16 protein-coding genes and 1 pseudogene are annotated in these 25,574 nt (G+C 68.1%); 10 read left to right on the forward strand and 7 right to left on the reverse strand.

Features of this window, described 5'->3' with window-relative positions; genetic code table 11:
- Positions 1–39 precede the first annotated feature (39 nt).
- The 3 genes from AC2YHT_RS16495 to AC2YHT_RS16505 all read right to left on the reverse strand — a co-directional run bounded on the left by AC2YHT_RS16495 (position 40) and on the right by AC2YHT_RS16505 (position 4,261).
- Positions 40–909 (reverse strand): TauD/TfdA dioxygenase family protein, encoded by an 870-nt coding sequence (locus AC2YHT_RS16495; RefSeq protein WP_487290867.1) that lies wholly within the window; start codon positions 907–909, stop codon positions 40–42.
- A 224-nt stretch (positions 910–1,133) separates the two neighbouring features.
- Complete coding sequence (locus AC2YHT_RS16500) at positions 1,134–2,495, reverse strand: sigma-54-dependent transcriptional regulator (protein ID WP_487290868.1); 1,362 nt, start codon at positions 2,493–2,495, stop codon at positions 1,134–1,136.
- Entirely contained in the window at positions 2,492–4,261 is a 1,770-nt protein-coding gene (locus AC2YHT_RS16505; RefSeq protein ID WP_487290869.1) for a sensor histidine kinase, read from the reverse strand. The genes AC2YHT_RS16500 and AC2YHT_RS16505 overlap by 4 nt, the downstream gene beginning before the upstream one ends.
- Before the next feature lie 280 nt (positions 4,262–4,541).
- On the opposite strand from AC2YHT_RS16505, the gene AC2YHT_RS16510 reads away from it, so the two are divergent.
- Both AC2YHT_RS16510 and AC2YHT_RS16515 read left to right on the forward strand, forming a co-directional pair.
- Positions 4,542–5,873: a dicarboxylate/amino acid:cation symporter gene (locus tag AC2YHT_RS16510; RefSeq protein WP_487290870.1), complete on the forward strand. Its 1,332-nt coding sequence runs from the start codon at positions 4,542–4,544 to the stop codon at positions 5,871–5,873.
- A gap of 88 nt (positions 5,874–5,961) precedes the next feature.
- Positions 5,962–7,401, forward strand: a complete 1,440-nt coding sequence (locus AC2YHT_RS16515) for an OprO/OprP family phosphate-selective porin (protein WP_487290871.1) — start codon at positions 5,962–5,964, stop codon at positions 7,399–7,401.
- Positions 7,402–7,530: 129 nt separating this feature from the next.
- On the opposite strand, the gene iolG is transcribed toward AC2YHT_RS16515, so the two are convergent.
- Complete coding sequence (gene iolG, locus AC2YHT_RS16520; RefSeq protein WP_487290872.1) at positions 7,531–8,517, reverse strand: inositol 2-dehydrogenase; 987 nt, start codon at positions 8,515–8,517, stop codon at positions 7,531–7,533.
- Between the two features lie 253 nt (positions 8,518–8,770).
- Between iolG and AC2YHT_RS16525 the strand changes: the two genes are divergently transcribed.
- From AC2YHT_RS16525 to AC2YHT_RS16555, 7 genes and pseudogenes are all read left to right on the forward strand, one after another.
- Positions 8,771–9,646, forward strand: a complete 876-nt coding sequence (locus tag AC2YHT_RS16525; protein ID WP_487290873.1) for a MurR/RpiR family transcriptional regulator — start codon at positions 8,771–8,773, stop codon at positions 9,644–9,646.
- Between the two features lie 119 nt (positions 9,647–9,765).
- The gene (locus AC2YHT_RS16530) at positions 9,766–11,697 is read left to right on the forward strand and encodes a bifunctional 5-dehydro-2-deoxygluconokinase/5-dehydro-2-deoxyphosphogluconate aldolase (protein WP_487290874.1); all 1,932 of its coding nucleotides are present in this window, start codon (positions 9,766–9,768) and stop codon (positions 11,695–11,697) included.
- Complete coding sequence (gene iolD, locus AC2YHT_RS16535) at positions 11,697–13,541, forward strand: 3D-(3,5/4)-trihydroxycyclohexane-1,2-dione acylhydrolase (decyclizing) (protein WP_487290875.1); 1,845 nt, start codon at positions 11,697–11,699, stop codon at positions 13,539–13,541. Before AC2YHT_RS16530 ends, iolD begins: the two co-directional genes overlap by 1 nt.
- Positions 13,542–13,544: 3 nt before the next feature.
- Positions 13,545–14,444, forward strand: coding sequence for a myo-inosose-2 dehydratase (gene iolE / locus AC2YHT_RS16540; protein ID WP_487290876.1), 900 nt, complete (start codon positions 13,545–13,547; stop codon positions 14,442–14,444).
- On the forward strand, positions 14,441–15,250 hold the full coding sequence (iolB, locus tag AC2YHT_RS16545; RefSeq protein WP_487290877.1) for a 5-deoxy-glucuronate isomerase: 810 nt from the start codon (positions 14,441–14,443) through the stop codon (positions 15,248–15,250). The genes iolE and iolB overlap by 4 nt, the downstream gene beginning before the upstream one ends.
- A gap of 26 nt (positions 15,251–15,276) precedes the next feature.
- Positions 15,277–16,779, forward strand: coding sequence for a CoA-acylating methylmalonate-semialdehyde dehydrogenase (locus AC2YHT_RS16550; RefSeq protein WP_487290939.1), 1,503 nt, complete (start codon positions 15,277–15,279; stop codon positions 16,777–16,779).
- 26 nt (positions 16,780–16,805) lie between these two features.
- Positions 16,806–16,897, forward strand: a pseudogene (locus AC2YHT_RS16555) (hypothetical protein); the annotation flags it as partial.
- A gap of 25 nt (positions 16,898–16,922) precedes the next feature.
- Here AC2YHT_RS16555 and AC2YHT_RS16560 read toward each other — a convergent pair.
- The 3 genes from AC2YHT_RS16560 to AC2YHT_RS16570 are packed head-to-tail and all read right to left on the reverse strand — an operon-like array spanning position 16,923 to position 22,152.
- Entirely contained in the window at positions 16,923–17,951 is a 1,029-nt protein-coding gene (locus AC2YHT_RS16560) for a glycoside hydrolase family 43 (RefSeq protein WP_487290878.1), read from the reverse strand.
- Complete coding sequence (locus AC2YHT_RS16565; RefSeq protein WP_487290879.1) at positions 17,948–18,886, reverse strand: family 43 glycosylhydrolase; 939 nt, start codon at positions 18,884–18,886, stop codon at positions 17,948–17,950. The genes AC2YHT_RS16560 and AC2YHT_RS16565 overlap by 4 nt, the downstream gene beginning before the upstream one ends.
- A 56-nt stretch (positions 18,887–18,942) precedes the next feature.
- On the reverse strand, positions 18,943–22,152 hold the full coding sequence (locus AC2YHT_RS16570; RefSeq protein WP_487290880.1) for a glycoside hydrolase family 2 TIM barrel-domain containing protein: 3,210 nt from the start codon (positions 22,150–22,152) through the stop codon (positions 18,943–18,945).
- 386 nt (positions 22,153–22,538) lie between these two features.
- Here AC2YHT_RS16570 and AC2YHT_RS16575 point away from each other — a divergent pair, with 386 nt between their 5' ends.
- Positions 22,539–25,571 carry a TonB-dependent receptor gene (locus tag AC2YHT_RS16575; RefSeq protein WP_487290940.1) on the forward strand — a complete coding sequence of 1,011 codons (3,033 nt, stop codon included), beginning with the start codon at positions 22,539–22,541 and terminating at the stop codon, positions 25,569–25,571.
- The last annotated feature ends 3 nt before the right edge of the window (positions 25,572–25,574 follow it).

Below are 25,574 nucleotides of genomic sequence, written 5' to 3' on the forward strand. Positions count from 1 at the left end.
TCCCCGTGCGGCGGGGAAGCGGCCTTGGTCGGCGTGGACTTAGAGGTCGGTCCAGAGCGGCTCGTCGGCGATCAGCACGCGGTCGAGCAGGCGAGGGAAGTCGCCATAGTTCCGGATGGCGATATGGACGGCGGCGCGGTTGTCCCAGAACGCCACCGAGCCGGGGCGCCACTTGAAGCGCACCTGGTATTCGGGCTTGCGGTACTGGTCGAGGATCTCGGTCAGCAGCGCGTTGCTCTCCGCGCGGTCCAGTCCGATGACCTGCGGCTTCTGGGTGAAGTTCACCCACAGGATCGAGGCGCCGGTCTCGCGGTGCTTGCGGACGATCGGGTGGGCCACGATGGGATAGTCGTGACCGGCCGCGAGCAGGGCGTCGCGGAAGTCGTGGGTGACGTGCAGGCCTTCCAGCCGGGCCTTGGTCTCGGGCTTCAGGCCCTCATAGGCCGCGTCGGCGTCCACCCAGACGGTGTCGCCGCCGACCTCCGGCAGGTCGATCGCCCGCAGCACCGCGCCCCAGGTCGGGACCAGCCTCCAACTGGTGTCGCTGTGATAGCCGGCCTGGACCAGCCCCGCACCAGCCGCCTTGCGGGTCTCGAACAGATAGGGATCCGGCGGCTCGATCTTGTGGATCGGCTTGTTGTTGGCGTCCGAGCGGGTGGTGGGGTGGGTGTAGAGCGGGCCGAAATTGGCGGCGAAGGCGGCCTGGCTTTCGGCGTCCAGGGCGTGCTGGTCGCGGAAGAAGACCACCTTGTAGCGCAGCAGCGCGGCCTTGATGAAATCGCGATCCTCGGTGCTCAGCGGGCGGCTGAGATCGACGCCAGCGATCTCGGCGCCGATCGTCGGTTCCAGGGGCGAAAGCGTGAGGCCGGCGGTTTTGACCTCGGGGCGTCGCTCAAGCGTGACCGTCATGGATGTTCCTCCGTGCGGTCACTCATCGGCCGCTTGCAGAGGCTATAACGACGGCTGCCGAATGATCATGCGAGTTTGTAAAATACCGTTGGCGATGTTCGCTAATATACCTGAAGTCGAAGATTTGAATGTCGCTGAAGCGATCTGTCCATGAAGTCTTGGCGCGTAATTTTGCGGTGGGCGTTGCTGTTCAGTCGATCGCCTTGGGCAGAGGCCGCAATGGCCTATCCTCCCGGGCGTGAAGGCTTCGCCGGGCGGTAGCGGTCGATGTCGATGCCGTGGCGGCGCAGCTTGTCGTAGAAGGTCTTACGCGGGGTCTGCAGCAGGGTCATGGCCGTGCGGGCGTCGCCGCCGCAGGCCGCCAGGGTCTCGCGGATGACCATCGCCTCGTAGCGGCCGGTGCGTTCGGCCAGGCCTTCGTCGGCGCCCTGGACGGCGCCGTCTTCGCCCAGGGCGGCCGAGGGCAGCCCCAGGGCCACCCGCTCGGCGTAGTGCGCCAGTTCCCGGACGTTGCCCGGCCAGTCGTGGCCCAGCAGGTGGTCGCGGATCGTCGCCGTCAGGCGCGGCGCCGGCCGCCGCAGCCTGGCCGCGGCCTCGGCCAGGAAATGGCCGAACAGCGCCGGCACGTCCTCGCGCCGCTCACGCAGGGGCGGAACCACCAGGGTGACCACGTTCAAGCGGTAATAGAGGTCGGCGCGGAAGGCGCCGTCGCGCACGGCCTCGGCCAGGTCCACCTTGCTCGCCGCGACGATTCGCAGGTCCAGGTGGTGCGGCTCGGACGCGCCGACGGGCCAGATCTCGCGCTCCTCGACCACCCGGAGCAGCTTGGCCTGCATGCTGGACGAGAGGCCCTCGATCTCGTCGAGAAACAGCACCCCGCGATCGGCGCGCTCGATGCGGCCGATCGCGGGGCGAAGGCCGCCGGCGCCGCCGGCCGCGCCGAACAGCTCGGTCTCGAACACGGCCTCTGGAAGGGCCGCGCAGTTGACCGCGACCATCGGCCGTGCGCGCCGCGCCCCCCCGCGATGCAGGGCCTGGGCCACCAGGCCTTTGCCGACGCCGGTCTCGCCCTGGATCAGGACGTCGACCTCGGCCTCGGCCAACTGGGCGATGGTGGCGCGCAGGCGCTGCATGACCGGCGTGTCGCCAAGCAGCATCGAGCCGCCGGGGTTCTGGGCGGCGGCCTCTAGGCGGCGGTTGTCCAGCACCAGCCGGCGCTTCTCCAGCGCGCGCGATAGGGCGGCCGTCAGCCGCTCCATGGGGAAGGGCTTGGAGACGAAGTCGTAGACACCGTCCTGCAAGGCGGCGACGGCCATGGCCACATCGCCGTGGCCGGTGATCAGCAGCACCGGCATGTCGGGATCGATCGCCCGGACGCGCTGGAACAGCGCCAGACCATCCATGCCGGGCATGCGCACGTCCGAAACGATGACGCCGTCGAAGTCGCGCGACACCGCCTTCAGCGCCGCCAGGGCGTTGTCGAACGCCATGACGTCGAAGCCGCGCAGCGTCAGGCCCTGGGCGACCGCGACCCGCAGCGCCTCGTCGTCGTCGACGAGCAGGATCTTGCCGGCCGGCGCGCTCATGGAACGGCCTTGCGCAGGGTCAGGATGAAGGTTGCGCCCTGGCCGGGCGCCGAGGTCGCCGTCAGTTGACCGCCGAAATCGACGGCGATGTCGTGGGCGATGACCAAGCCAAGGCCCAGGCCGCGCGGCTTGGTGGTCAGGAAAGGCGTGAAGAGCGCGCGTTCCACCTCGGGCGCCAGGCCCGGGCCGTTGTCGCCGACGGCGATCTCGACCGTGTCCGCGTCTTCCCGCACCGTGACGGTGACGACGCCGTCGGCGCGGGCGCCCACCGCCTCGAAGGCGTTCTGCAGCAGATTGACCAGCACCTGCTCGAGCCGGACTCTTTCGCCCAGCACGCTCAGCCCCGCCGTCTCGCCCTGGCGGATCAGACGCGCCTCCTGGCGTCGCGAACGGCTGGCGGTCAGCAGCACCGAGCCGTCGATCACCTCGGTGACCAGGGTCGGCTCGACCCGGCCGTCGGCCTTGCGCGAGAAGGCCCTCAGTTCGTCGGTTATCCGGCCTATCCGTTCGGTCATCGCCACGATCGCGGTGAAGGTGTCGCCGGCGGCGTCGGCGAGGCCGCGGCCGATCAGCAGCAGGCCGTTGTCGGCGTTGGCCCGGATCGCCGCCACCGGCTGGTTGATCTCGTGCGCCACCCCGGCGGCGATCTGGCCCAGGGACGCCAGCTTGTTGGCCTGCACCAGGTCGGCCTGCAACGAGCGGAGCCTCGTTTCGGTGCGCTGGCGCTCCTCGACCTCGTGCGACAGGGCGCGGTTGGCGTCGGTCAGTTCGTGGGTGCGTTCCTCGACCCGCCGTTCCAGCTCCAGGCGCGTCTCGCGATCGCGCAGGGCGGCCAGGTGGATGCGCCGCCGCCGCATCCACAGCCATAGCAGGGTCGCGCTCAGCAGGGTCCAGACCAGGGCGGTGATCCAGCGCGCCGCCGCCGCCGCCTGCTCGGCGGGAACGGCGGTGCTGAGGAGGTGCAGCGTCCAGCCGGGGGCGATATCGGGCAGGCGGGTCTCGATCTGGCGCTCGGCGCGGGGCGTATCGGTCCGGGCCACGGCGCCGGACTTCTGGCGCAGGGGCAGGGGAGCGAAGGTCGCTCCGCCATATTGGCCTCCGGCGCGCAGGGCGTCGCGTCTGGCCTGCGGCAGGGGATCACGGGCGAGGAAGCGCCATTCGGGCTGGCTGGTGATCAGCACCAGCCCCTGGCGGTCCACCACGAAGGCCGGCTCGCCGATGGCCCGCCAGGCGGCCTCGACGCCGTCGAACTCCAGCTTGACCACGACGACGCCCAGCGGACCCGTTGGGCCATCAACGCGGCGGGCGAGGTAGAGGCCGGGCTTGCGGCTGACCGTGCCCAGGGCGAACTGTTCAGCGTAGCCGCTGCGCAGGGCCTGCGCGAAATAGGGGCGAAAGCCGTAGTTGGAGCCGACGAAGCTGGTCGGCAGCCGCCAGTTGCTGGCGGCCGCAGTCACGCCGTCGGTCGCGATGACATAGACCGCCGCGGCGCGCGCCTGGACGCCCAGCGTCTCCAGCTTGCGCGACAAGGCTTCCAGCTTGGCGGGAGAGCGGCTGGCGAGCGCGGCCTCCAGGTCGGCGTCGTCGGCCAGGACCAGGGGCAGGGCCCGCTGCTTGTCGAGTTCGCTGCGCAGCACCGCCGCGTGCAGCGCCGCCGAAGCGCTTGCCCGCGCGCGCAGGGCTGTCATCGCCCGCTGCTCGACCAGGGCTCCGACCGACCAGACCAGGAGCGCGCCGATCGCCGCCGCGACCAGGGTGAACACCACCAGTCGGGATCTCGATACAACAGGGCCTGACGCGGAGAGCGCTTCCGGTGCGATCGACTTGGGTTGTGCCATATTCCACACAATATGGATCCGAGCTGGGCGGACTATGGCACGGCGCATCGCGTCGAAGCGAGCCCGTATCGGGCTATTCTTTCAGTTATTCATGGCTTTACGGATTTTATCGGATCGCGGACTCCCGTCCTGACCATCCTGCGCCACTCTTGGTCTAAGCGCCCGACCTGCAAGGACGCGCGAGGAAACGAGCCCAGGAGCCCGCCAGATGATCCCGCAAGCCCCGTCCGCCGCGGCCCCGCCGCGCCCCGGTCCCTGGTACACGCATCTCTACGTCCAGGTGCTGGTCGCCATCGCCGCCGGCGCCCTGATCGGCCACTTCTGGCCGGGCTTCGGCGAGAGCCTCAAGCCGCTGGGCGACGCCTTCATCAAGCTGGTGAAGATGGTCATCGCTCCGGTGATCTTCCTCACCGTCGTCACCGGCATCGCCGGCATGCGCGACCTGGGCAAGTTCGGGCGGGTGGTGCTGAAAGCCTTCGCCTACTTCCTGACCTTCTCCACCCTGGCCCTGGTGCTGGGCATGGTGGTGGGCAACATCGTCCATCCGGGCGCGGGCATGAACATCGATCCGGCCACGCTGCACAGCGAGAAGGTCGCCAGCTACGCCGCCAAGGCCCACGAGACGACCATCGTCGGCTTTCTCAGCAACATCATTCCCGCCACGGTCACGGGCGCCTTCGCGGATGGCGACATCCTGCAGGTGCTGTTCTTCTCGATCCTGTTCGGCGTCGCCCTGGTGCTGGTCGGCGACAAGGGCCAGCCGGTCGTCGATCTGCTGGAGTCGATCGCCCACGCCTTCTTCCGCCTGGTCGGCATCCTGATGAAGGCCGCCCCGATCGGCGCCTTCGGGGCCTTCGCCTTCACCATCGGCAAGTACGGCATCGGCTCGGTGGTGAACCTCGCCGCCCTGGTCGGGACGTTCTACGCCACCTCGATCATCTTCGTCGTGGTGATCCTGGGCGCGGTGGCCCGGTTCAACGGCTTCTCGATCCTCAAGCTGATCCGCTACCTGAAGAGTGAGCTGCTGCTGGTGCTGGGCACCAGCTCGTCGGAATCGGCCCTGCCCAGCCTGATCGACAAGCTGGAGCGCGCCGGCTGCGCCAAGCCCGTCGTCGGCCTGGTGGTCCCGACCGGCTATTCGTTCAATCTCGACGGCACCAACATCTACATGACCCTGGCGGCGCTGTTCATCGCCCAGGCCACGGGCGTGCACCTGTCGCTGGGCGACCAACTGCTGCTGCTCTCCGTGGCCATGCTGTCGTCCAAGGGCGCGGCGGGCGTCACCGGGGCAGGCTTCATCACCCTGGCCGCCACCCTTTCGGTGGTGCCCTCGGTGCCGGTGGCCGGCATGGCCCTGATCCTCGGCGTCGACCGGTTCATGAGCGAATGCCGGGCATTGACCAACTTCATCGGCAACGCCGTGGCCACCATCGTCGTCAGCCGCTGGGAAAAGGCTCTCGACAAGGAAGCCCTCGACGCCGCCCTGGCCGGTCACGCCGTGCCGTCCGACGTCGAGCCGGTTCCGGCCGCGGCCGAGTAACGATCCTTCCAGGCAGCCGGGCCGCCGACGCGGCGGCCCCTTTCCTTCCTCTTCCTCCCGCGCAAAGCGGGAGCGGGAACCCACGCCCATGCGCATTCTCTTCGCCACCACGGCCCTCGTGGCCGTCGGCTTCGCCGGCGCCGCCCGCGCCGAGGACGCCGATCTCGCCGCCCTCAAGACTCAGATCCAGCTGCTGCAAGCGCGGATCGACGTCCTGGAACGCCAGTCCGCTGTCGCTACCGCCGCGCCCACGCCCGCGCCGGTCGCAACCCTGCCGACCGCCCCGGCGGCCCCGCCGAAGCCGGCCGTCGAGACCGTCCGCTGGGAGAACTCGCCCCGCTTTACCGACGCCTCGGGTTCGACCTTCAAGCTGCGCGGCCGCATCCTGCTGGACGCCGTCGATGCGGTCGCCGAGCGCGACGGCGTCGCCGACTATCACGCCCGCCAGTTCAAGGCCCGGCAGCTGTTCCTGGGCGTCGAGGGACAGACCGGCCGCTGGGGCTATCGCCTGGAAGGCGGCGCGGTCAGCGGCGGCGCCTGGAGCTGGGACGATGCCATCATCGAGTACAAGCTCGACGCCCAGACCTCGCTGCTGGCCGGCAACCAGAAAGCCGCTTCGCTGGAGGGCCTGACCTCGTTCAAGTCGATCACCTTCATGGAACGGGGCGCCTATGGCGACGTGATCGACGCCGGCTACGCCCTGTCGCTGGAGGCCGTGCGCACGGGGACCAACTGGTCGCTGTGGGGCGCCTTACAGGGCGACAACATCAACAAGACCGACGCCACGGGCGGCTACGATCCCAACCAGGCCGTCGAGCGCCTGGGCGCCACCGTTCGCGCCACCTGGTCGCCGCAGCTTTCCGAAGCCGACCGCCTGCACCTGGGCGCCTGGCTGCGCCGCCGCGATCGGGGAGGGGAGACCGGCTTCACCTATTCGGCGGCGGCCAACACCGCCTTCAGGTCCCAGACCTCGTCCGGCGCGACCCTGTTCTCGACCGGCGCGGTCGGCGACGGCGACACCACGCTGGGGATCGAGGCCGCCTGGATCCATCGGGCGCTGTCACTGCAAGGCGAGGCGGCCCGGATCAAGGTCGACCGCATCGCCACCAATCTCAGCTCCACCCTGGGCGGGCCGGACTTCGACATCGTCACCGCCTACGCCTCGGCCAGCTGGTTCGCGACCGGCGAGACGCGACCCTACAATCCCAACGGCTCGTTCGGCCGGATCAAGGTCGCCCATCCGCTCGACAAGGGCGGCCTGGGCGCGCTGGAGTTCGCCGCCCGCTACGACTATGCCGATTTCAGCGACATGGCGGCCAACGGCGTCGCCTCGCTGGCCTCGCAGACCGGCCTCTCGACGGCAGGGACCTACAAGGCCGTCACCCTCGGCGCCAACTGGTATCCCTATTCCTATGTGCGCCTGACCGGGAACCTGACGCGGGCGACCATCGACAACCGCCTGATCGCCGGCTCCCAACTGGACGCCGACTTCACCGTCGCCCAGGCCCGCTTGCAGCTGGAGTTCTAGCGGGGGCGAAAACCTCGTCCTTCGACAGGCTCAGGAAGAGGTTTTTCTGGCGTCTGAGGCTGCAATGGTCCTCATCCTGAGCTTGTCGAAGGACGATGACCACGCATGGCGGATCAAGATCGATCCGTCCTACAGCTTGACCACCTGACCCGTCCGGGCCGACTGGCCGGCCGCCTCGGCCAGGGCCAGGGCCTCGACGCCGTCGGCATAGCCGATCGCGGGCAGGGCCTCGCTGCGGATGATCTGGGCGAAGTGCGCCATCTCCCGGCGATAGGCTTCGGCGTAGCGGTCGAGGAAGAAGTTCTGGAAGGCGTCGCTGGCCGCGCCGGCCTCGCCCCAGACCGAGACTGTGCTCTCGGTGACGTTGTCGGCCCGGACCAAGCCCTTGGAGCCGAAGGCCTCGATGCGCTGGTCGTAGCCGTAGCCGCTGCGGCGGCTGTTGCTGATCATGCAGATCTTGCCCGAGGCGGTGCGCAGCAGGATCTTGGCGGTGTCGACGTCGCCGGCCTCGCCGATGGCCGGATCGACCAGGCAGCTGGCGGCGGCGAACACCTCGGTCACCGGCTCGTCCAGCAGCCAGCGGGCCATGTCGAAGTCGTGGATCGCCATGTCCTTGAAGAGGCCGCCCGACACCTTGACGTAGGCGACCGGCGGTGGGGCCGGGTCATGGCTGGTGATGTGCACCGTCTCCAGCGCGCCGACCGCGCCGGCCGCCAGGCGCGCCTGCAGGGCCTGGAAGCTGGGGTCGAAGCGGCGGTTGAAGCCCAGGAACAGCTTCACGCCGGGCGCGCCCAGTTCGGCGGCGGCCGAGCGGGCGCGGGCCAGCTCCTGGTCGATCGGCTTCTCGCAGAACACCGCCTTGCCCGCCGCCACGGCCTTCAGGCTGTAGTCGAGGTGGGTGTCGGTCGAACTGGCGATGATCACCCCGGCCACCGACGGATCGTTCAGCGCCGTGTCGAGATCGGAGACCTGGGCGCCGGTCTCGGCCGCCAGCGCCTCGGCCGCCTCGGCGACGGGATCCACCACATGCTTCAGCCGCAGGCCTGCCTGGCCGGCGACGTTTTTGGCGTGGATGCGGCCGATGCGGCCCGCGCCGAGGATGGCGATGTCGTGCATGGGAACCTTCAAGGTCTCGGTGGATTGAGCGCAGGAGCGGGCGGCGTGTCCGTCGCCTGACCGTTCGATCGCGTCGTCTCGACCATGATCGCTCCCTCGTCCGGCTCATGACGCGGCCGGGACTTCGTGTTCCTGTAGCCTGGAATAAAAATTCCCTCTACGGGTAAAGTGGAATTCCTGGTCGTAAGTTGAACCCTGGCGTTCATACACGGAACGGATATTCTAATTTGACCGATCGGACTGTGGGGCGCGGATGACGGACGAAATCATGGCGGCGAACGCCCCCACCAGCGCGGACGAGCTGCGGGCGGCGATCCTCGAACGCTACGAGACGCTCAGCAAGCGTTTGCAGCAGATCGCCCGCTACGTGCTGGACGAGCCCAACGAGATGGCCCTGGAGACCCTGGCGGTGATCTCCGAGCGATGCGGCGTTCAGCCCTCGGCCATCGTGCGCTTCGCCAAGACCTTCGGCTTCCCCGGCGCCAGCCAGATGCAGCGGCTGTTCCGCGACGGCCTGCTGTCGGGGCATTCGGCCCTGGGCTATGGCGAGCGCGTGCGCCACTTCAACGAAGCCGTGGCGCGTAAACCCGAGAGCGGCGCCGACGTGCTGTCGGAGTTCGTCGAGGGCAACACCCTGGCCCTGCAGAACCTGGGTCAGACGGTCAGCGAAGCCGACATGGCCAAGGCCGTCGCCCTGATCGACAAGGCCGAGACGGTCTATGTGGTCGGCTTCCGCCGCTCGTTCCCGGTGGCCTCCTATCTGGCCTATTCGCTGCAGCAGGTGAACAAGCGCACCCTGTTCATCGACGGCGTGGCGGGCCTGACCAAGCAGCAGGTCCAGACGATCGGCCCCAAGGACCTGCTGATCGCCGTCAGCTACCACCCCTATGCCGAGGAGACGGTGCAGGCCGTCGAGATGGCGGTGCAGCGCGAGGCCAAGGTGCTGTCGATCAGCGACAGCCTGGTCAGCCCGATCGCCAAGCCGGCCGAACTGGTGCTGCACGTGCGCGAGTCCGAGGTGCGGACCTTCCGCTCCCTGGCCGCCTCGATCTGCCTGGCCCAGGCCCTGGTGATCGGCTTCGCCTTCGAGGCCAACAGGGAAAAGGGCAGGAAGCGCAAGGCCGGCTGAACCGTGCGTTCCATTCTCGCTCAAAAATGAAATGAATGTTGCGAGATTTGGAAGCTTGGAATATGCGTTACATGGCGCCGACGGGGAGGTCGGTCAGAAAAAAGTAGCGTGGAACCGGAATGGCGCACGACGAAAAGGCCCTTGATCTCATCACCGTCGGCCGTTCTTCCGTCGACCTGTACGGCCAGCAGACCGGCGGCCGGCTGGAGGACATGTCCTCCTTCGCCAAGTATCTGGGCGGCAGTCCGACCAACACCGCCGCGGGCGGCGCCCGCCTGGGCCTGAAGACGGGCCTGCTGACGAGGGTCGGCTCCGACCACATGGGCCGCTTCATCCGCGAGCAGCTGGTCCGCGAGGGCGTCGACGTCGCCGGCGTGCTGTCTGACCCCGACCGCCTGACCGCCCTGGTGATCCTGGGCATCCGCGACCGGGTCAATTTTCCCCTGATCTTCTATCGCGAGAACTGCGCCGACATGGCGCTGCTGCCCTCCGACGTCGACGAGGCCTGGATCGCTAGGGCCGGCGCGGTGCTGATCAACGGCACCCACCTGTCGCAGCCCAATGTCTACGAGACCAGCCTGAAGGCTGCCCGCGCGGTGAAGGCGGCCGGCGGCCGGGTGGTCTTCGACATCGACTACCGCCCCGTGCTGTGGGGGCTGGCCGGCAAGGACGCCGGCGAGAACCGTTTCGTCGAGAACCGGCAGGTCACCGAGAAGCTGCAGGAGGTCGTGGCCCTCTGCGACCTGATCGTCGGCACCGAGGAGGAGATCCACATCCTTGGCGGCTCGACCGACACCATCGCCGCCCTGCGCGCGATCCGCTGCGGAGCCCCTGGCGCGCTGCTGGTCTGCAAGCGCGGGCCCGACGGCTGCGTGGCTTTCCCGGGTGCTATCCCCGACAGCCTGGACGAGGGCGTCAGTGCGCGCGGGTTCAAGGTCGAGGTGTTCAACGTTCTGGGGGCCGGCGACGCCTTCATGGCCGGCTTCCTGCGAGGCTGGCTGCGCGGCGAAAGCGTCGAGACCTGCTGCGAGTGGGGCAACGCCTGCGGGGCCATCGTCGTCTCGCGCCACGGCTGCACCCCGGCCATGCCGACCTGGGTCGAGCTGGAGGCCTTCCTGTCCGACCGCGAGCGACCGTTCCGCCTGCGCGAGGACGTAGAGCTGGAGCACATCCACTGGGCCACCACCCGCGACCGGGTCTATGACGAGCTGACCGTCCTGGCCGTCGACCATCGCAGCCAGTTCCTCGACCTCATCGCCGAGACGGGCGGCGATCCCGAACGCATTCCGCACTTCAAGACCCTGGCCCTGCGCGCGGTCGAGGCGGTGGCCGGCGGCGACGAGAGCCGCTTCGGCTTGCTCTTGGACGGCCGTTTCGGGTTCGACGCCTTGGCGCAGGCCGCCGACCACGACTACTGGATCGCCCGCCCGATCGAGCTTCCCAAGTCGCGGCCGCTGGAGTTCGAAAGCTCGGCCGACGTGGCCACGGAGCTGGTCGAGTGGCCGGCCAACCAGATCGTCAAGTGCCTGGTCTTCTATCACCCCGACGACGAGGTCGAACTGCGCGAGCGCCAGGAGCGGCAGCTGCTGCGGTTGTTCGACGCCTGTCGCAAGACGCGCCACGAACTGCTGCTCGAGCTGATCCTGCCGCCCGGCATGCAGAGCGACAGCCGCACCGTGGCGCGCGGCGTGCGCCGGCTCTACGACCTGGGCATCCGCCCCGACTGGTGGAAGCTGGAGCCCCTGACCGATCCGGCCGCCTGGCGCGAGATCGAGATCGCCATCCGCGAGAACGACCCGCTCTGCCGCGGCGTGGTGCTGCTGGGGCTGTCGGCGCCGGAGGCCGAACTCGTCGCCTCGTTCGAGGTCGTCGCGCCGTTCCCGATCGTGAAGGGCTTCGCCGTGGGGCGGACCATCTTCTACGATGTGGCTCGCGATTGGCTGGCCGGCCGCATCGACGACGAAGCGGCCGTCGCCGCCCTGGTGAGCAAGTTCAAGGTGCTGGTGGACGCCTGGAAGCGTCTGCGGAGCGCCGCCGAGAAAGCCGCGTAATGGCCGTGATCCGTCTTACCGCCGCCCAGGCGACCGTCCGTTGGCTCTCGCAGCAGCATGTCGAGACCGGCGAGGGCGTGCTCCCTTACTTCGCCGGGGTCTGGGCGATCTTCGGCCACGGCAATGTCGCGGGCCTGGGCGAGGCCCTGCACGGCGCTCGCGACGTGCTGCCGACCTGGCGCGCCCACAACGAGCAGGGCATGGCCCACGCCGCCATCGCCTTCGCCAAGCAGTCGCGGCGCGAGCGGGCCATGGTCTGCACCACCTCGATCGGGCCGGGCGCGACCAACATGGTCACCGCCGCCGCCCTGGCGCATGTGAACCGCCTGCCGGTGCTGTTCCTGCCCGGTGACGTCTACGCCAGCCGCCGGCCCGATCCCGTCCTCCAGCAGATCGAGGACTTCGGCGACGCCACGGTCAGCGCCAACGACTGCTTCCGGCCGGTCTCGCGCTATTTCGACCGCATCACCCGGCCCGAGCAGATCCTCGACGCCCTGCCGCGGGCGCTTGCGACCATGCTCGATCCGGCGACCTGCGGCCCCGCGACCCTGGCCTTCTGCCAGGACGTCCAGGCCGAGGCTTTCGACTATCCGGAAGCCTTCTTCGCCAGGAAGGTCTGGCGCATCCGCGCGCCGCGTCCCGATCCGCGCGAACTGGCCGATCTCGTCGCCCTGATCAAGGCTGCGAAGCGGCCGCTGGTCGTGGCCGGAGGCGGGGTGCTCTACGCCCGCGCCGAAGGAGCGCTCGCCCACCTCGTCTCCGCCGCCGGCCTGCCGGTCGCCGAGACACAGGGCGGGAAGGGGGACCTGGCCTGGGATCATCCCCTGAACCTGGGCGCGATCGGTGTCACCGGTACGAGCGCCGCCGTCGCCGCCGCCGAGCAGGCCGACCTCGTCGTCGGCATCGGCACGCGCCTGCAGGACTTCACGAGCGGCTCCCGCGCCCTGTTCGGGGCCGAAGGCCGCAAGCTGGTGCAGGTCAACGTGGCCCCGCACGACGCCCACAAGCACGGTGCGGTCAGCGTCGTCGGTGACGCCAAGGCGGTGGTCGAAGCGCTCGCCGAAGCCTTGGACGGCTGGCGCGCGCCGGACGGCTGGACCGCAGAGGCGACTGGCGGGGTCGCCGGCTGGAACGCGATCTTCGACGCCGCGACGGCGTCCGACGACCGGCCGCTGCCGACCGACGCCCAGGTGCTGGGCGCGGTGTGGCGGGCCTCGTCCGACGACAGCGTGGTGGTCTGCGCCGCCGGCGGCCTGCCGGGCGAGCTGCACAAGCTGTGGCGCACGCGCCGGCCCGGCGGCTATCACGTCGAATACGGCTTCTCGTGCATGGGCTACGAGATCGCCGGCGCCGTCGGCGTGAAGATGGCCGCGCCAGATCGCGAGGTCCACGTGATGGTCGGCGACGGCAGCTACCTGATGCTCAATTCCGAGCTCGCCACCTCGGTGATGCTGGGCGCCAAGCTGATCGTCACCGTGCTCGACAACCGCGGCTTCGGCTGCATCAACCGCCTGCAAGCGGCCACGGGCGGGGCGGCGTTCAACAACCTGCTGGCCGATACCGTCCACGAGACCTTGCCCGACATCGACTTCGCCGCCCATGCCGCGAGCCTCGGCGCGCGGTCGGAGAAGGTGGCCAGCCTGGCCGAACTGGAAGCCGCGCTGCAACGCGCCAAGGCCAGCGAGCGGACCTATGTCGTGGTCATCGACACCGACCCGGCGCCCACCACGCCGGGCGGCGCCTGGTGGGACGTGGCCGTGCCCGAGGTCTCGGTGCGTCCGGCCGTCAACGCGGCCCGCGCCGACTACGAAGACAAGATCAAGCAGCAGCGTACAGGGGACTGACCCATGACCATCCGTTTCGGCGTGAGCCCCATCGCCTGGATCAACGACGACATGCCCGAACTGGGCGGCGACACCCCGCTGGAAAGCGTGCTGGCCGACTGTCAGGCCATCGGCTTTTCCGGCGTCGAACTGGGCGGCGTCTTCCCGCGCGACCCTGCGGTGTTGAAGCCGCTGCTCGACCGCTACGGCCTCGACCTCGTCGGCGGCTGGTACAGCGGCAACCTGCTGGTCCAGTCGGCGCAGGACGAGATCGCGGCGCTGCAACCGCACCTGTCGCTGCTGAAGGCCATGGGCTGTACTGTCTTCGTCCACGCCGAGACCAGCAACGCCATCCACGGCGACCGCTCCCAGGCCCTATCGGCCACGCCGCGCCTCGACGCCGAGGGCTGGAAGGAATTCGGCGCGCGCCTCACGCAGGTGGCCGACTACATCCAGGCCCAGGGCCTGAAGTTCGCCTATCACCATCACCTGGGCACCGTCGTCGAGCGGCCCGAGGACCTGGACGCCTTCCTGGCCAACACCGGCCCGTCGGTTGGCCTGACCGTCGACACCGGTCATGCGGCCCTTGGCGGCCTCGATCCCGTCTCGATCATCCGCAATCACCCCGAGCGCGTCGCCCACGTGCACTGCAAGGACATCCGTGGCGACGTCTTCCGCAAGGTGATCTCGCAGGACGGCGGCAGCTTCCTCGAAGGCGTGCTGGCCGGCATGTTCACCGCGCCGGGCGACGGTTCGCTCGACTACGCCGCCGTCATGCAGGCTCTCGCCGAGATCGGCTATTCCGGTTGGATCATCGTCGAGGCCGAGCAGGATCCGGCCATCGCCAATCCCCGCCAGTACGGCGAGATCGGCCTGGCGACCCTGAAACGTGAGGCGGCTTCGGCGGGCTTGAGGGCGGCGTGATGAGCCGGCTGCTCGTCCGCCCCCACGCGCCCGACGCCGACGGCTCGGTGCTCGAAGTCACGCCGCAAAGCGCCGGCTGGAGCCATGTCGGCTTCCGGGTGATCAAGCTGGCCGCTGGCGAGACCTTCGACGGCGTCGAGCCCGACCGCGAAACCTGTGTGGTGATCATGAGCGGGGCCGCCGAGGTCAGCGCCGAGGGCGTCGCCTTCGGCAAGATCGGCGGCCGCGCCAGCGTGTTCGAGGACAAGGCCCCGGGCGCGGTCTATGTCCCGGCCGGCGCCGCCTATGCGGTCGTCGCGGCCACCGACGTCGAACTGGCCCTGTGCACGGCTCCGGGCAAGCCCGGCGGCCAGATCCGTCTGATCGCCGAGGCCGACATGCCGCGCGAGGTGCGGGGGCAGGGGACTAACGTCCGCCACGTCCGCAACATCCTGCCCGAGACCGCGCCGGCCGACGGGCTGCTGGTGGTCGAGGTGATCACGCCGGGCGGCCACTGGTCCAGCTATCCGCCGCACAAGCACGACACCGCCAGCGAAGGCGAGGAGACGGCGCTGGAGGAGACCTACTATCACCGCCTGAACCCGCCGCAGGGCTTCGCCTTCCAGCGCGTCTACACCGACGACCGCAGCCTCGACGAGACGGTCTGCGTGCAGGACGGCGACGTGGTCATGGTGCCGCGCGGCTATCACCCGGTCGGGGCCCCGCACGGCTACGACCTCTATTATCTCAACGTCATGGCCGGCCCGCACCGGAAGTGGATCTTCCGCAACGACCCGGCCCACGACTGGATCGTGCGCAAGCCATGATCCTCGGCGACATCGACAAGGAGCGCTTGATGCGCAGTATTCCCCACTTCGTCGGCGGCGCCGCCGTCGAGGGCGCGTCCGGCCGTTTCGGCGAGGTCTTCGATCCCAACACCGGTAAGGTGCAGGCCCGCGTCGCCCTGGCCTCGGCCGAGGAGCTGAACGCCGCCATCGCCGACGCCAAGGCCGCCCAGCCGGCCTGGGCCGCGACCAATCCCCAGCGCCGCGCCCGGGTGATGTTCGAGTTCAAGCGCCTGCTGGAAATCCATATGGAGGAGCTGGCCCACCTGCTGTCGGCCGAGCACGGCAAGGTCATCGCCGACAGCAAGGGCGACATTCAGCGCGGCCTGGAAGTCATTGAGTTCGCTTGCGGAATTCCTCACCTGCTGAAGGGCGAGTATACGCAAGGCGCTGGCCCCGGCATCGACGTCTATTCCATGCGTCAGCCGCTGGGCGTGGTCGCGGGCATCACCCCGTTCAACTTCCCGGCCATGATCCCGATGTGGATGTTCGGTCCGGCCATCGCCTGCGGCAACGCCTTCATCCTCAAGCCGTCCGAGCGCGATCCGTCGGTGCCGGTGCGCCTGGCCGAACTGATGATCAAGGCCGGCCTGCCGCCGGGCGTTCTCAACGTCGTCCAGGGCGACAAGGACTGCGTCGAGGGCATCCTCGACCATCCGGACATCAAGGCCGTCAGCTTCGTGGGCAGTTCCGACATCGCCCAGTCGGTCTTCCAGCGCGCCGGCGCGGCCGGCAAGCGGGTCCAGGCCATGGGCGGCGCCAAGAACCATGGGGTCGTGCTGCCTGACGCCGATCTCGACCAGGCCACCGCCGACATCATCGGCGCGGCCTACGGCTCGGCCGGCGAGCGCTGCATGGCCCTGCCGGTGGTCGTGCCGGTCGGCGAGAAGACCGCCGTCGCCCTGCGCGAGAAGCTGGTCGCCGCGATCGGCTCCCTGCGCGTCGGCGTCAGCACGGACAAGGACGCCCACTACGGCCCGGTCGTCAGCGCCGCCCACAAGGCGCGGATCGAGAACTACATCCAGCTGGGCGTCGAGGAGGGCGCTGAACTGGTCGTCGATGGTCGCGGCTTCGCCCTGCAGGGCCACGAGGACGGCTTCTTCGTCGGTCCGACCCTGTTCGACCACGTCAAGCCGACCAGCCGCTCCTATCAGGACGAGATCTTCGGCCCGGTGCTGCAGATGGTCCGCGCCGAGAGCCTTGAGGAGGGGATCCATCTGGCCTCGCGCCACCAGTACGGCAACGGCGTGGCCATCTTCACCCGCAACGGCGACGCCGCGCGCGAGTTCGCCGATCAGGTCGAGGTCGGCATGGTCGGCATCAACGTGCCGATCCCGGTGCCCGTGGCCTATCACAGCTTCGGCGGCTGGAAGCGTTCGGGCTTCGGCGACCTCAACCAGTACGGCCTGGACGGCGTGCGCTTCTACACCCGCACCAAGACCGTCACCCAACGCTGGCCCAAGGGCGGCGCGGTGCTCGACCAGAGCTTCGTCATCCCGACCATGCGGTGAGAGGGGCTCGCCTCCAACCACACTGCGTGGTCCCCGTCCTTCGACAAGCTCAGGATGAGGACCATTGCAGACTGCGGCGCTGGAAAAACCTCATCCCGAGCCTGTCGAAGGACGAGGTTTTCGCCCGGTCGTCGCCGACCCCGCTACCGACGCGGCGGCCGTAGCCGGAACTTCACCGGCGCGTCGCGATCGACCGTTAAGCGGCCCCCGACGAGCTTCAGCTCCGCCACCTGGATGACCGTCCTCTGCTTCCAGTAGGGATCGTCCTTCGCTTCCGGCTCGGCGCCCTGGTGCACGAAGTAGTAGATGAAGGCCCGTCCGCCGTTGACCACGACGTCGGGATGTTGGCCGATGCCGCGATCGGTCGGCAGCGCGCCTGGGGTCTGCAGCAGCCGATCGGCCTGCTCGGTCCAGTGCAGCCCGTCCTTGGACTGGAGCACAAGCAGGCCCTTCCAGACGTCGGCGATCAGCCACCAGCGCCCCTTGAAGCGAAAGACCTTGGGACCCTCGGCCGCGCCCTTCGTGATGTCGCCTTCCGGCGCGGGCGTCCAGGTCTTCAGGTCCTGGCTGTCGACGGCCTTGAGGCGGGTTTTGGGCCGAGAGTCCCGATAATACAGGCGATAGCGGTCCTTCAGCCGCACGACCGAGGCGTCGATGACCAGGTCGGAGCCCAGGTCGAGCGTCTCGCCGCAGGTCCAGTCGGAAAGGTCGGCGCTGGTCAGGTGCACGATCTTCGTCGTCGCGCCGGGCTCGCCCCAGCGGTGGTGAACGCCGGGCACGATGGTGAGCCACAGGTGGTAGACGCCTTGCTCGTAGAACAGCTCCGGCGCCCAAAGGGTCACGCCCGTGCAGGCCTGCGGGAAGGTCGCGGTTCCCTTGTAGCGCCAGGTCACGCCATCCGCGGAGGTCGCCACGCCGATCGGGGTGGCGTGCACCCAGGCGACGTCAGCCGGGTCGGGCAGACGCAGGGTGGCCCGCCGGTTGGTGTAGAACATCGTCCACAGATGCGCCGCGCGGTCCCAGACGATCGACACGTCGGCCGCCCCGTCCAGCACCGGATCCCGGTAAAGCGGCTTGGGCGCCGTCTGCGCCGCCGCCAGGCTGGGAGCCATCAGACCCAGGAACAGGGCGGCGGTCAGCGCTCGGTACGGACGTCGCGCCTTGCCCTTCACGGCGCTTTCTTCCCGGGGCGCACTTCCACGATCGCGCCGTCGGGACCGTAGGTCAGCGGCTCGATGGCGATCGAGCGGCGGTGGTCGCCGCCTCCGGGCAGCAGGTTGTCGTGATAGAAGAACCAGGTCTTGCCCTTGTCCTGCAGGATGGCCTGGTGGTTGGTCGAGATCTTCAGGTAGTCGAAGATCACGCCGCGATAGGCGTAGGGGCCCAGCGGCGTCTTCGAGGTCGCATAGACGATCTGGCCCGGCCAGCCGGTCGAGAAGCTGAAATAGTAGAGGCCCTTGCGCTTGTGCAGGAACGGAGCCTCTCCGTACTTCTTCTTCGGATCGTCGGTCGGGAAGCCGGTGACGGCGATGTCCTGGATCGGGCCGGCCAGGCTCTTCATGTCCTTGCCCAGCTTGACGATCTTCGGCACGCGGGTGCCAAACAGCATGTAGGCTTGGCCGTCGTCGTCGATCAGCACCTGTGGGTCGATCGGCTCGGCGCCGGCGTTGGCGTCGCGGGCCTTGTCGACCAGAGGCGCGCCGATGGCGTCGACGAACGGCCCCTCCGGACGGTCGGCCACCGCCACCCCGATCTTGTCGCCGCCGACGGGGGCGTAGAAGTAGTACTTGCCGTCGCGATAGGCCGCCTCGGGCGCCCAGGCCTTGGCGTCGGGCTTGGCCCACTTGAACACCGTGACCCCCAGGAACGCGCCGCCGTCCTTCCAAGTCTTGAGGTCCTTGGAGGTGTAGAGCCGCCAGGTCGTGGAGTCCCAGTACTTGCCCGAGTTGGAGGCGTCGTCGGTGGCGTAGAGGTAGTAGCCGCCCTTGAAGGCGTGCGGCGACGGGTCGGCGTTGAAGCGCGGGCTGATCGGTTCGCCGGCCAGGGCGGCGCTGGCGAGCGCCGATCCGGCCAGCAGGACGGCGAGCGAGAGGGCGAGACGCTTCATGGGGAACTCCTTGGACTCGCCGGCTTCGGCAATCGAGGCGATGGTCATGCGGACGGCTATTGCGGCGGCGTGGCTTCGGCGGGATGGGCCTTGTCGGGTGTCGTCCCGTCGCCGCTGAACGGCTCGAGGCGGAAGCTGACCCGGGTGGGCTCCAGCCGCGTGCGGTACTTCATGTGCGGCAGGCCAAAGCCGTTCCAGGTGGTGTCGCCGCCAATGCCCCACTGGGCGGCGTCGACCAGCAGGGTCCCGTCACCGTGGGGCACGATGTCGGTGGATTTCCAGGTCCCTGGCGGACGGCGATAGAGGTCCTCGTAGGGGAAGGCGAGGGCGGTGGTCATCAGCGGCTTGTCGCCGGCGACCCGCAGGCCTTGGCCGTTCCCAGACAGTTCCAGCCAGCGGACGTCGATCTTGTTGCCGGTGTCCTGGGGCCGCATGTAGTCGTGGTTCTGGTCGGCCACCGCGCCGCGCCAAAGGCCGATAGGGGCCGAGGTGTAGCGGTCGACATAGGTTTCGTGCGGGCCGCGGCCGTACCATTCGACGGTCTTGAGGCTTGAGGGGACCGTGAACCACAGGCCCACGCGCACCGGGGGTGGCAGGTCGTCTTTCAGCGGGGTGAGGTCGCCGGTCACCGCCACCGAGCCGTCGCCGGCCATGGCGTAGGTGGTGACGAACTTCGCCGCGCCCGCGCCCAGTCCATAGGTCACGACCACATCGGCGCCGTCAGCGGTGGCGCGCGTGGTCACCGAGCGCAACTGGCGCTGCTGGGTCATCACCTGCCAGGGGCGTTGCTGGGCCGACAGGCCGGTGCCGGCGTCGTTGTCGGTCTCGGCCCGGAAGAAGTTCGGCTGGCCGCCCTTGGCGAGGACGACGCCGTCCTTGCTGTAGGCGGTGACGAGGCCTGTGGCGCGATCGATCTTCAGCGTGGCGCCGGCCGCCGAAAGGGTGACGGCGTCCTTGCCGTCCGCGAGCGCCACCGCGCCCGAGCGGGCGATGGCCGGCTTGGGCGTGGCGGAGACCGCGAACTGTTCCCAGCCGACCACGAAGCCGGCCGGGGTCATCGGCACGGCGCCTGCCTTGGCCTTGGCGCGGACGGTGACGAGATATTCCACGCCCGGCTTGGTCGCGATCGCCGGTAGCGGCAGGGTGAGGGTCTCGACGCCCCGAGCCTTGGTCGACAGAGCCGGCAGGGCGCCCGAGGCGACCTCGACGCCGTCGCCTTCCAGCACCCACTCGAAGTCGAAGCCCGACAGGTCGCGGAAGTCGTGGCGGTTGGTCACTGTCAGCTTGCCGGTCGCCGGATCGAAACCGCCGAACTGGATCGGCGAGAGCACCTTGCGGACTTCGTAGAACTGGGGATTGGGCGTGCGGTCCGGCTGGATCACGCCGTCGCCGAACTCGATCTCGCCGCCGGGATTGGGACCATACTCACCGCCGTCGCCCCAATAGCGGCGACCGTCCTTGGTGTAGCGGTACATCGACTGGTCGACCCAGTCCCAGATGAAGCCGCCCTGCAGCTTGTCGTACCTGTAGATGGTGTCCCAGTAGTCCTTCAGATTGCCGCCCGAATTGCCCTGCATGTGGGCGTATTCGCACTGGATCATCGGCTGGGTGCGGGTGGGGTCGGTCGCCCAGTCCACCATCTTGGTCACGTCGTCGTACATCGGGGCGTAGATGTCGACGTAAGTGTTGGGCACGTGCTCCCAGGGGCGCGCGCCCCAGCCGAGATAGGAGATCAGGCGGCTGGGATCGCGCTTGCGGGCGGCCGCGGCGGCCTTCTCGAAGTTCTGGCCGATGCCGGCCTCGTTCCCGAGCGACCAGAAGATCACCGAGGGGTGGTTCTTGTCGCGCTCGACCATGTTGATCACCCGGTCGACATGGGCGCTTTCCCAGGCCGGATCGAAGCCGATCTGGCGCTTGGCCCGCTGGTCGGGATCGGCGTTGCCCCAACCCATATAGGCGTGGCTCTCGATATTGGCCTCGTCCATGACGTAGAGGCCATACTCGTCGGCGAGGGCGTACCAGAGCTCGGCGTTGGGGTAATGGGCCGTGCGCACGGCGTTGATGTTGGCCTTCTTCATCAGCTCGATGTCGCGACGCATCGAGGCCTCGGAGATAACGTGGAAGGTCTCCGGGTCGTGCTCGTGGCGATTGACGCCGCGGATGACGATCGGGCGGCCGTTGACCGCCACCCGGCCGTCCTTAATCTCGACGGTGCGGAAGCCGATGCGCTGGGGCGTGGCCTGGACGACCTCGCCCTTGGCGTCGAGCAACTCGACCAGCAGGGTGTAGAGGTTCGGGGTCTCGGCGGTCCATTGGCGTACGCCGGGGACGGTCGCGTTCAGCGAGACGGTGCGCGCGGCGCCGGCCGCGACCTTGGTCTCGGTCTTGAGGACTTCCTTGTCGCCATCGAGCAGAGTCATCCGCGCGGTCAGCGGCGCCTTGCGGGCGGTCAGGGAGAGCTCGGTGCTCAGCACCCCGTCGCGATAGGCCCTGTCGAGGCCGGCGTGGACGAAGACGTCGCTGGTGCGGGCCTGCGGGACGGCTTTCAGATAGACCGAGCGCTCGATGCCCGAGACCCGCCAGAAGTCCTGGTCCTCGAGGTAGGAGCCGTCGGCCCAGCGGTGCACCTGGATGGCGACGAGGTTCTGGCCGGGCTTGACCCACTTGGTCACGTCGAACTCGGCCGGCAGCTTGGAGTCCTCGTAGTAGCCGACCTCCGCTCCGTTGACCCAGACGCGGTAGGCCGCCCCGGCCGCGCCGATGTGCAGGATGACGTCCTGGCCGCTCCAGCCGGCCGGGACCTCGAAGGTGCGGCGGTAGGAGCCGACCGGGTTGGTGGCGTGCGGGATCAGCGGCCGGTTGGCCGGGAACGGATAGGTGATGTTGTTGTAGCGGGCCTGGTCGTAGCCTTCGGCCTGCCACATGGCCGGCACCTTGATGCTCTTCCAGGAAGAGGCGTCGTAGTCCGACTTTTCGAAGCCGTTGGGCACGTCGTCCGACGACGGGCTGAAGTGGAAGGCCCACTGGCCGTCGAGGCTGAGATAGCGGGCCGACCTGGTCATGTCGCCGGCCAGGGCGGCTGCTCTGCTTTCGAACGGGAAGTGGCTGGCGCTGGCGGGCATCTTGCCGCGGGCGTTGACGGCTGGGTTCTCCCAGTCGGGACGAGAGGCGTCCACCTGCACCGGATCGACTCGGGGCGCTTCCTCCGCCTGGGCGGCGAGGCCGATCGCCAGCCAGGCCGCGCCCGCCATCATGCTTGCCTTCATTACACTCACTCCCTGACCCGAGCCTCGTTCAGCCCGCGTCGCTTTTCCAGTCCGGCTGCGCTCAACGCTCAGGTGAGGCGCTGTCACCGCTGGTTGCGACCTATCTATTTTGGCCTGACCAATTTGCAATTCCGAAAAATATTTTCTAGATTGTCTCGGGAAAATAATATACAAATCAATTTAACAATACGAAAAAAGCCAGCGATATCAAACTGATCGTCGTTGGTTTACGGGCGCGGCGCCGTGTGGGTTCTATCTCCACATTGCCCTGGCCAATCGCAAGATTGCTGGGACCGGTACCGCGAGAGGGGTTGGCTGAAAAGCTGTCACGCAAGACGGCGGGCCATAACGAGGAGGGAACGAAATTGAAGTCCAAGATCAGCTCGATGCGCGTCCTGAAGATCGCGCTTCTGTCAGCCACCGTCATGGGCGGCCTGCCGGCGCTCGCCATGGCCCAGGAAGCCGCCGCGACCCAGAACGACACGGTCGACACCGTCGTCGTCACGGGTTTCAAGAAAAGCTACGCCGACGCCGTTCGCACCAAGAAGAACGCCGTTGAAATCACCGACGGCATCTCGTCCGACGGCCTGGGCCGCTTCCCCGACCTCAACGTCGGCGAGGCCCTGCAGCGTATTCCCGGCGTCCAGATCAACCGCGAGGCCGAAGGCCGCGACGCCACCATCAACCTGCGCGGCATGCCCGGCGAATACGCCCGCAACACGCTGAACGGCCAGTCGTTCGCCGGCCCCGCGCTGCTGCGCGACAACCAGGGCTCGCCGCTTGGCGCGTTCAACTCCGACATCTTCTCGGCCTTCGTGATCCAGAAGTCGCCGATGGCCAACACCGTCTCGGGCGGCCTGTCGGGCAATGTCGATCTGCAGATCGCGCCGGCGCTGTCGCGCAAGGACGGCGGCTTCATGAAGGCGTCCTACGAGTACAACACCCTGGGCAGCCTGGGTGCGCCGGCCGCGACCATCGGCTACAACAAGCACATCACCGACGATCTCGCGGTGTTCGGCACCCTGGCCTACAAGAAAGAGAACTTCCGCCGCGATACGATCCGTCTCAACAGCTACGACTATCTGACGTCGGCGATGACGGGCCTGACGGCCAGCCAGTTCAACGCCACCTACGGCCAGTACTATTCGCCCACGGCCTGCCCGACCAGCGCGACGTCCTACTGCCGCTCGCTGGGCCAGGCCCTGGGGCTGACCCAGGCGCAGGCCGCGGCCTACACCACCAGCAACACCGGTTCGACCAGCAGCAACGGCGTCTGGGCCAACAGCCAGATCCGCCAGTACACCCGCATGAACGTGGGCGAGGTCTGGTCGGGTACGGCCGGCGTCGAGTGGCGCCCCAACGACGACACCAAGATCGGCCTGATCGGCTTCAAGACCGATCGCAACCTGCCCGACACCGTCCAGTACTTCCTGATCAACACCGTCCTGCCGTCGTCCACGGCCGGCGCGGGCACTGTGATCACGCCGACGGGCACGCCGGTGAAGACCAACGACGGCCGCTACCTGTACCAGAGCTACACGTTCGCCAACATGAACGCGCTGTCCTCGACCCGTCTGTATTCACAGCGCCAGAAGTCGGACGGTCTGCTCGGCACCTTCGACTGGAAGAACGAGGACTGGCGCGTCGCCGCCGCCCTGACCCTGTCGTCGGGCTACAACGCCTCGGTCGAGACCGAGGTCGATGTCGCCAACTACACCCGCGCAGGCGGCAACGGCGTCACCGGTTCGCTGACCACCGGCCTCGATGACATCGGCAACTTCATCTACAGCACCTCGCCCAACCCGCAGAACTCGATCACCACCGGCCAGACCTGGACCTGGGGCGGAACTTCCGACCCGACGTCGTTCTACAACAACGGCGCCAAGGCCAACTCGACCAACCAGATCCAGATCCAGGGCACCGAGAGCTTCGCCGAGAACGAGCTGAACAGCGCGGCGTTCGACGTTGAGCGCTTCACGCAGTTGGGCCCGATCAAGAGCATCCAGGGCGGCGTGCGCCTGGAGCGCGAGAAGTATGTGTCGACCGGCTACCGCGTCTACGCCTACGGCGCGCAGTTGCAGAACATCACCTCGAGCATGATGATCACGTCGCCCTTCGTCGACGACTTCATGGGCGGCAAGGGCGGCAGCTACAATCGCAACTGGCAGGTGCTGAACATCCGTCAGTTCCTGAACGCCGTCCGCCCGGTCACCGCCTATCAGAGCGGCGGACTGTCGACCCAGGGCTTCAACATCCAGTACGCCGACAGCAGCTACTACGACAAGAACTTCACCAACGAGAACGATATCAATCAGTTCTATATCCAGGCGAAGTACGACACCGAGATCTTCGGTCACGGCCTGCGCGGCAACTTCGGCGGCCGCTACGAAGACACCAAGAACACCATCACGACCCTGGACCGCACGACCGCGCCGACCGACTCGATCGGCTCGTCCACGGCCTTCAAAACCGAGAAGTACGTCAACAAGTACGACTACTTCCTGCCGTCGGCGATCTTCGTGGCCGACGTCACCGACGACCTGATCCTGCGCGGCGCCTACTACAAGACCTATGTCCGCCCGCACCCGCGCCAGTATTCGCCGTCGACCAAGGTCAGTCCGACCCAGATCCTCAACACCAGCCTGACCTCGGGCAGCGTCAACGTCTACGACGTCTCGGTGCAGATCGGTAACAACAAGCTGAAGCCCTATCTGGCGGAATCCTTCGACCTGTCGCTGGAGTGGTACAACCGCCCCAACGGCCTGGTTTCGCTGGCCTATTTCCGCAAGAACATCACCGGTCGCATCGCCTCGACCTCGGATCCGGCGCTGCTGTGCCCGGCCGACGGCTCGACCTGGGGCTTCGGCGCCCTGTCGTGGGACGGCACCTACTGCACGGCCACCGCGCTCAGCAGCACCACCAAGCAGGTGCACGTCAACGCCAGCGGCGCCTACAACCTCGACAAGCCGACCACCGTCGAGGGCGTCGAGTTCAACATCCAGCAGAACCTCGATTTCCTGCCGGGCTTCTGGAAGAACTTCGGCGGCAGCTTCAACTACGCCTACACGACGTCGAAGAGCCCTTCGATCGCTCCGTTCCCGGGCATCTCCAAGCACAACGTCAACGTCATCGGCTACTACGAGACGCCGAAGTTCGGCGTGCGCATGGTCTACAACTATCGCTCGGCCTACGACCTGAACGCCAACGGCACCTACAGCGGCGGCTCGCGTTCGGTGAAGCCGCGCGGCCAGCTGGACATGTCGGCGTCCTACAACGTCAACGACCAGCTCACCGTTTCGCTGGACGCCTACAACCTGACCGACGCGGTCCGCTTCGAATACGAGAACGACTACCAAGTCTCGCGTTGGGTCGACTACGACGGCCGCACCTTTACCCTGACGGCGCGCGCCACGTTCTAAAGT

This window comes from Caulobacter sp. SRI_008 (assembly GCF_057586355.1).